This window comes from Empedobacter sp. GD03861 (genome assembly GCF_029840885.1).
GTDB classification, from domain to species: domain Bacteria; phylum Bacteroidota; class Bacteroidia; order Flavobacteriales; family Weeksellaceae; genus Empedobacter; species Empedobacter falsenii_B.
The window spans coordinates 22,872-29,864 of record NZ_JAOCDJ010000029.1 but is presented as its reverse complement, the minus strand read 5'-3'; the positions used below and the strand labels follow the sequence as shown (position 1 = coordinate 29,864).

Here is a 6,993-nt window from a genome sequence, read left to right as displayed (position 1 = left end):
TTAAATTAGTATTGTATTAAATGAAACAAATGATAAATATTCAGCCCAATTTAGAAAATGATTTAGTAGAACTTCAACCGCTCAACGATAATGATTTTGAAGCGCTTTATTTAGCTGCTTCAGACCCGAAAGTTTGGGAACAACACCCAAATAAAAATCGTTGGAAAAGAGATGTTTTTATGAATTTTTTCGAAGGAGCAATTCAAAGTAAAGGCGCTTTCAAGATTATTGATAAACAGACAAATCAAGTTGTTGGTAGTTCTCGTTTTTACGATTATAATGAGCAAGATTCGTCTATTTTGGTTGGATATACGTTTTATTCGACGAATTGTTGGGGAAAAGGCTTTAATCCGTCCGTTAAGAAATTGATGTTTGATTATATTTTTCAGTTTGTTGACAAAATTTATTTGCATGTTGGTGCTGATAATGTACGTTCGCAGATTGCTGTAGAGCGCTTGGGTTGTAAAAAAGTGAAAGAAGAACAAATTGAATTTTTTGGAGAAGAGCCAAAGTTAAATTTTATTTATCAGTTGAATAAAGTTGACTGGTTTAAGTAATTGATAATTAAAACTATTTTTTGAGGACAGATTTTTTTCTGTTCTTTTTTTTGAAAAAAACTCAAAAATATGATTATGTTTTTCGTAATAAAATATACTTTTACTGAAGTTTTCATAATAATGAATGAGTAATATTACATTAAACCCAATTTATGAAAAGATTATTGATGACTTATCAAATCAAAAATACTCTATTTCAGACTTTTTTTTCTCAACAGAGGAAACAAAGCAACTTCGCGAAGCAATAATTCGAAAAGAAAATAAAAAAGATTTTCATCAAGCAGCCGTCGGAAGTTCGGTTAACGAACAAATTGTAAAATCAATCAGAGGCGATAAAATCAGATGGATTGATGAAGAAAATAAAACAGAAACGGAAGAAATTTTTTTCTCAAAAATCAATGATTTTATTGAGTATCTCAATCTAACATGCTACATGGGCATTGAGGAAAGTGAGTTTCATTATGCCATTTATCCCGAAGGGACATTTTATCAAAAACATGTTGATGCTTTCAAGAATGATGATAGACGCACACTTTCGATTGTGTTGTATTTGAATGATGAAGAATGGAAAGATGAATTTGGCGGACAATTGACCTTGTATTTGGAAGATGATAATAAGGCTGAAAAAGAATTAGATATTTTACCTCTTGCTGGTCGTTTGGCTGTTTTTGATAGTAAAAGTATTCCGCACGAAGTAAAAATCGTTAATCGACCAAGATATAGCATTACAGGTTGGTTGAAAACTAGAGGAAATATATTGACATATTTGTAAAAAATCTGTAGTCGTTTTGTAGTCACTTTAGAAATTTGGTTGTAGGATTATTGTAGTAAGAATTAATTTATTTGATGAGCAATAAGCTCTATATTTGATTAATTACAAATTAAACTACAACTAAATAACTATGAATTTTTTTAAGAATATTTTCAATAAAAAAGAGAAGGTTGATTCTTATGAATCTTTCTGGAAATGGTTTCAAGAGAATGAACAAAAATTTTATGAAGCTGTAAAAAATCAACGAAATATAGAAGCTAATTTTTTTGATAAATTATCGCCTCAATTGGATCGTGTTAAAAGTGAGCTTTATTTTTTGACTGGAATGGCTGATGATAACACGGCTGAACTAATTTTCACTCCAGACGGAATTATTAAAAATATCGTTTTTGTAGAAGAGCTTGTGGCAGCTGCTCCAAATTTACCGAATTGGAAATTTACTGCTCTAAAGCCTGCAACTGGAAATATGGGATTGAATATGGGAGATTATAGTTTTGATGAAGATAAACTATCTTTTTATTCCATTAATCACGAAAATTATCCTGACGAAATTGATATTGTAATTGCTTTCGATGAGTATAAAGAAGAAGATAAAAACCAAATTCTGAATGGAGTTTATATCTTTTTAGATAATTATTTAGGCGAATTGAATACCGTTACAATTATTGACAATCTATCTGTAATTGCGAAAGATGATGCTGAGCAAGAGCTAATTCCGATGAATAAGTTGAAGGATTATTTGACTTGGCGAGAAAAGGAATTTGTCGAGCAATATCAAGCAACAAGATACGAAACTGAAAATGATAGTTATTCTATGCTAGAAGCGCAGCTAGAAAGCGGAAATATGTTATTGGCAGTGATTAATACGAATTTATTGAATTGGGATTCAAAACCTTCTCATCCGTGGTTGGCGACATTGATTATTAAATATGATGGTAGCGAAACGAATGGAATGCCAAATTCTAGGGATTATGAATTATTGAATGCAATAGAAGACGAATTAATGGAAACATTGAAAGATGAAGATGGTTATTTGAACGTAGGAAGAGAAACTACTGAAGGCGAAAGAGAAATTTATTTTGCGTGTAAAGATTTTAGAAAACCATCTAAAATTTTCTATGAAACCGAACAAAAGTATAAAGACGTTTTTGAGATTTCATTTACAGTTTACAAAGATAAATATTGGCATCAATTCGAACGATATAGACAATAAAAGAAAAGCTCAACCAATGGTTGAGCTTTTCTTTTTTCTTATATATGCTAAACGATATTATACTTCGTCAAAGAATTCTGCAACATAACGTTCTGCGTCTAATGCAGCAGCACAACCAGAACCAGCAGCAGTAATTGCTTGTCTGTAAACAGAATCTTGTACATCTCCAGCAGCAAAAACACCTGGTACATTTGTTTTATACGAACGATCTTGTGTGATTAAGTATCCTGTTTCGTCCATATCCAATTTCCCTTGGAATAATTCTGTATTTGGTTTATGCCCAATCGCGATAAAAACTCCATCAATGATTAATTCTTTTTCTTCATTTGTAATATTGTTGATGATTTTAGCTTTTTCAACAACATTGTTTCCTTCTAAACCAATTAATTCGTGGTTGTATAAAACCTCTAAATTATGTGTATTTGTAACACGATCTTGCATAGCTTTAGATGCGCGCATTTCTTCTTTACGAACCAATAAATAAACTTTGTTACAAAGTTTTGATAAGTAAGTAGCTTCCTCAGCAGCGGTATCACCACCACCAACTACAGCAACATCTTTACCGCGGTAAAAGAAACCATCGCAAGTTGCACAAGCCGAAACACCGCTACCAGCGTATTTAGTTTCATCGTCTAATCCTAAATATTTCGCTGTTGCACCTGTCGAAATAATGATAGAACGCGCTTGGTAAGTTCCATTGTTTGATTTTACAATATGTACATCACCTTCTTTTTCTCCAAAAGTTACTTCCGTTACATATTCGTATTTTATTTCAGTTCCAAAGCGCTCAGCTTGTTTTTGTAAATCAGCCATCAATTCTGGTCCTGTAATTGCTTCTGGATAACCTGGAAAATTCTCAACATCTGTTGTTGTTGTTAATTGTCCACCTGGCTCCATACCAGTTAAAATCAAAGGATTCATGTTTGCGCGTGCAGCATAAATTCCCGCTGTATAACCAGCAGGTCCAGATCCTATTATGATAACATCTCTTACGTTATTTTCCATTGTGTTGTTTTATTTTTTTACAAATTTAGTATTTCTTATTTAGTTTTCTCGATTCTATAAATAGATGAAAATTATAGATTCATAATTTTATACACTAATTCAATCAGCAATTGGCTTGGCGTCACATTTCCAGTAGTTCCAACACCTTTTCCTTTCAAATCATATTCGCGAATAAATGAGATAATTCTCGTAGTTTTTTTTAACGGATAATTACTCGCAGCCGTTATCATTCCTTGTACAAAGTAGGGATTAATTCCTAATACTTTTGCCAAATTTTGTTTTGATTTATCTGGCGTAACATGAATTTGAATGATGTTTGTAAATAGGTTAAAAATTGTTGTGATTGAAACGACGTACGGGTTATCCTTCGGATTTTTTTCGAAATATTTAATGATTTTGAATGCTTTTTCGATGTTCTTTGTTTCGATTGCATTGCGAAGTTCAAAAACATTATAATCTTTACTAATCCCAATATGTTCTTCAATATGATTTGGTGTGATGGTTTTATCCGCACCAACAATTGTAAAAAGTTTTTCTAATTCATTGTTCAAACGAGATAAATCTGCACCCACATATTCAGTCAACAAAAACTTTGCTTTCTGTTCAATTTTAAATTGATTATTTGCAACTTTTTGTTCTATCCAAGAAGGTAACTCGCTTTCATAAATCTTTTTGAATTCGTGGTAATACCCTTTTTCATTCAGAACTTTATAGATTTTCTTGCGTTTATCAAGTGAATTTCCTTTGTAATTGATGATTAAAACCGTCGAATCTTGTACTTGATTTGCATACATTTCCAACTGATCTATCGAACGGCTAAGATGTTGCGCTTCTTTTACAATGACTACAGATTTTTCTGCCCCCATCGGGTATTGACGTGCCATTCCTATTAATTGCCCAACTTCTACATCTTGTCCGTAAACTATTGTTTGATTAAAACCTTTTTCTTCTTCTGGTAAAATATTCGCTTCCAATAAATCAGTTACCTGATCGATGAAAAACGGCTCATCGCCCGCCAAGAAGTAAATCGGTTTATAGTTTTTGTTTTTTATATCTTTGATCAAAGATTCTACAGGACTCATACAATGACTGAATTAGTACAATTAAATTTTTCCGAAAAATACCAAATAAGATTGAAACAAGCCCAAGATAAATTGTATATCTTTTGTTTGATTCGAAAAAAATGGTTGGTCTATACGCCCGAAGAATGGGTTAGGCAACACGTTTTGAATTATTTAATCAACGATTTGGGTTATTCAACTTCGGCAATTGCATTGGAAGTTCCAATTGATATTACAGGAATGCGAAAACGTGCGGATATTGTCGTTTATCAGCAAGAAAAACCATTTATTATGGTGGAATGTAAAGCGCCGCATATTGCAATTTCGCAAGCAACTTTTGATCAAATAGCGCGTTACAACATTGTGTTAGGTTCTCAATTGTTAATGGTCACAAATGGGTTGAATCATTATTATTGTTTGATGGATTTTGTCCAAAAAAGATATAACTTCATGAAAGAGTTGCCGAAGAAAGGATAATTTGAAAATGAGTTAATGTGTTGATGTGAAAATTTGTCAATTCGAGCGATTTTAATGGATCTTGAGTACGTTTCAAACGTAGCTGACTGTGTCCCGAAGTAAGCTAGCTTTGTATTTTAGTAAGCTGATGAGGTTTTATACCTAGTTGATTACGTCCAGAACTTAGCTGACCATGTCAGGAACGTCAAATTTGGGGTTAGATAACCTCGTTTTCTTGGTTCACAACCAAGCCAGCTTGGTAAAAGACACTGTCAGCTTAGTTAATTTGGAGGCTAACGGGGTTTAGAAAGTCGTCAGCTTGGTTGTGGACGTTGTTGAGTAGGTTGTATATTTTAATTTGTTAGATAAATAAATTACTTACTTAAAAAGTTTATTGAATTTGTTTATATTTGAAAAATATGAAAGGTTGTTTTAATTTTTTAATTACTTGTATAATTTTATTGGCCTTTTGCGGCTTGATGTCAGGAATTACATCAATCTTTTTTAAATCAGATGTTAAGAAAGATAAAATAATCAAAAATGATTATTATGATTTACAAAAAAATAATTATAATAATGTAAGTGTTTGTGATACAGTAATTAATTATAAAAATTATAACCAAAATTATAATTATACACCTTCAAGATCTGGAGCGATTTGTAACGATGGTTCTTTTTCACAAGCAACAGGAAGTGGTGCATGTTCACATCATGGAGGGGTGAGTTATTGGGTGAATTAAATTTTAAAAAACTATATATGTCTATACTTGCTTATCAAATAATAATATTCTTCATTATTCAGCTATCATCATTTTTTGGAAAAAAAATAAGAAATATTGTTATTTTTTTGTCAATCATATATACAATTATTGAGGTGTTTACAACTTGGTTAACTTTATTACAATTTGTTACAATTTTTGTGTCGTATCAAGTCTCAAAAATATGGTTTAATGATAAAGTACATATTAAAAAAGAAGAAGATTTAGTAAGATTTGATGATTATGATGAAAAAGGAAGAAGATTTTATAGAGAAGTTGACTTGAATGACAGTAATATAGATGATGAATTAAGAGAGAAAGCTGTAAAAAGCAAAAGAATTGAAGAATTAGCTAGAGAAGGTTTAAAAAATAATCCGAAGCTAAATAAAATGATGAAAAATCATATGGATAATATGATTAATAGAAATAAGCCACTCAAATAGAGTGGCTTTTACATTACTAAAAAATATCTAAAGAATTAATTGTTTTATAACCAAGTTACAACGCCTGAATCTACACAGTAGTTTGCACCTATTATCTTGATTTTCCCTTCTTTTTCTAAGGTGTTCAAGGTTGTACTTTGGTTACGAATATCTTCTATTGTTTGTATAACGTTTTGGTGATTTAATCTTTCTAATAAATCTGCATTTTTAGAAGAACGTTCTTCACCGTCTTTTATAATTTCGTCGATAATTGGATTGAAATGATCAACCAAATGACACAAATTATTCATTCCAGTTTTGTGAATTGCTTCAGCGTCTAATCCGCCTTTCAAAGCGCCACATTTAGAATGTCCTAAGACAACAATCAATTTAGAGCCAGCCACGTTTGTTCCAAATTCCATCGAACCTAAAATATCTTGATTAACGAAATTACCAGCAATTCGTACACTAAAAATATCTCCTAAACCTTGATCGAAAATAAGTTCCGCTGAAGTACGGCTATCAATACAGCTCAAAACAACCGCAAACGGCCATTGTCCCTCTCTTGTGTCATTCACTTGTGAAAGTAAATCTCTGTTCGCTTTTAAATTTTGAACAAATCTTGCATTTCCTTCTTTTAAAAATTCTAACGCTTTATCTGGAGTTGTTGTTGCTTGAGTTTCTGATGTATGTGCTTTCATTATATTTAATTTTATTGTGTGTGTTTTAATTTTTATATGTTTTTTACA

Annotated in this window: 9 protein-coding genes; 6 read left to right on the top strand and 3 right to left on the bottom strand. The window is 31.5% G+C overall.

Annotation, left to right across the window (positions count from 1 at the left end; all coding sequences use genetic code 11):
* Positions 1 to 20 precede the first annotated feature (20 nt).
* The 3 genes from N5D03_RS11650 to N5D03_RS11640 all read left to right on the top strand — a co-directional run bounded on the left by N5D03_RS11650 (position 21) and on the right by N5D03_RS11640 (position 2,542).
* Entirely contained in the window at positions 21 to 557 is a 537-nt protein-coding gene (locus N5D03_RS11650; RefSeq protein WP_347880920.1) for a GNAT family N-acetyltransferase, read from the top strand.
* A 124-nt stretch (positions 558 to 681) separates the two neighbouring features.
* On the top strand, positions 682 to 1,329 hold the full coding sequence (locus N5D03_RS11645) for a 2OG-Fe(II) oxygenase (protein ID WP_280051762.1): 648 nt from the start codon (positions 682 to 684) through the stop codon (positions 1,327 to 1,329).
* A gap of 130 nt (positions 1,330 to 1,459) precedes the next feature.
* The gene (locus N5D03_RS11640) at positions 1,460 to 2,542 is read left to right on the top strand and encodes a DUF695 domain-containing protein (RefSeq protein ID WP_038333616.1); all 1,083 of its coding nucleotides are present in this window, start codon (positions 1,460 to 1,462) and stop codon (positions 2,540 to 2,542) included.
* A gap of 57 nt (positions 2,543 to 2,599) precedes the next feature.
* On the opposite strand, the gene trxB is transcribed toward N5D03_RS11640, so the two are convergent.
* Positions 2,600 to 3,547, bottom strand: coding sequence for a thioredoxin-disulfide reductase (gene trxB, locus N5D03_RS11635; protein WP_280051760.1), 948 nt, complete (start codon positions 3,545 to 3,547; stop codon positions 2,600 to 2,602).
* A gap of 71 nt (positions 3,548 to 3,618) precedes the next feature.
* Entirely contained in the window at positions 3,619 to 4,629 is a 1,011-nt protein-coding gene (holA, locus tag N5D03_RS11630) for a DNA polymerase III subunit delta (RefSeq protein WP_280051759.1), read from the bottom strand.
* 3 nt (positions 4,630 to 4,632) lie between these two features.
* Between holA and N5D03_RS11625 the strand changes: the two genes are divergently transcribed.
* The 3 genes from N5D03_RS11625 to N5D03_RS11615 all read left to right on the top strand — a co-directional run bounded on the left by N5D03_RS11625 (position 4,633) and on the right by N5D03_RS11615 (position 6,265).
* Positions 4,633 to 5,085 carry a type I restriction enzyme HsdR N-terminal domain-containing protein gene (locus tag N5D03_RS11625; protein WP_280051758.1) on the top strand — a complete coding sequence of 151 codons (453 nt, stop codon included), beginning with the start codon at positions 4,633 to 4,635 and terminating at the stop codon, positions 5,083 to 5,085.
* Positions 5,086 to 5,543: 458 nt separating this feature from the next.
* Positions 5,544 to 5,804 (top strand): DUF3761 domain-containing protein, encoded by a 261-nt coding sequence (locus tag N5D03_RS11620; RefSeq protein WP_280051757.1) that lies wholly within the window; start codon positions 5,544 to 5,546, stop codon positions 5,802 to 5,804.
* Positions 5,805 to 5,821: 17 nt separating this feature from the next.
* The gene (locus N5D03_RS11615) at positions 5,822 to 6,265 is read left to right on the top strand and encodes a hypothetical protein (RefSeq protein ID WP_280051756.1); all 444 of its coding nucleotides are present in this window, start codon (positions 5,822 to 5,824) and stop codon (positions 6,263 to 6,265) included.
* A gap of 44 nt (positions 6,266 to 6,309) precedes the next feature.
* On the opposite strand, the gene N5D03_RS11610 is transcribed toward N5D03_RS11615, so the two are convergent.
* Positions 6,310 to 6,945, bottom strand: a complete 636-nt coding sequence (locus N5D03_RS11610; protein WP_280051755.1) for a carbonic anhydrase — start codon at positions 6,943 to 6,945, stop codon at positions 6,310 to 6,312.
* Positions 6,946 to 6,993: the final 48 nt, after the last annotated feature.

What these genes read in the sequence shown, in the direction of transcription:
- N5D03_RS11610 (WP_280051755.1), bottom strand. Translation starts at nt 6,945, where the DNA reads ATGAAAGCACATACATCAGAAACTCAAGCAACAACAACTCCAGATAAA.
- holA (WP_280051759.1), bottom strand. Translation starts at nt 4,629, where the DNA reads ATGAGTCCTGTAGAATCTTTGATCAAAGATATAAAAAACAAAAACTAT.
- N5D03_RS11640 (WP_038333616.1), top strand. Translation starts at nt 1,460, where the DNA reads ATGAATTTTTTTAAGAATATTTTCAATAAAAAAGAGAAGGTTGATTCT.
- N5D03_RS11615 (WP_280051756.1), top strand. Translation starts at nt 5,822, where the DNA reads ATGTCTATACTTGCTTATCAAATAATAATATTCTTCATTATTCAGCTA.
- N5D03_RS11625 (WP_280051758.1), top strand. Translation starts at nt 4,633, where the DNA reads ATGACTGAATTAGTACAATTAAATTTTTCCGAAAAATACCAAATAAGA.
- N5D03_RS11620 (WP_280051757.1), top strand. Translation starts at nt 5,544, where the DNA reads ATGTCAGGAATTACATCAATCTTTTTTAAATCAGATGTTAAGAAAGAT.
- N5D03_RS11650 (WP_347880920.1), top strand. Translation starts at nt 21, where the DNA reads ATGAAACAAATGATAAATATTCAGCCCAATTTAGAAAATGATTTAGTA.
- trxB (WP_280051760.1), bottom strand. Translation starts at nt 3,547, where the DNA reads ATGGAAAATAACGTAAGAGATGTTATCATAATAGGATCTGGACCTGCT.
- N5D03_RS11645 (WP_280051762.1), top strand. Translation starts at nt 682, where the DNA reads ATGAGTAATATTACATTAAACCCAATTTATGAAAAGATTATTGATGAC.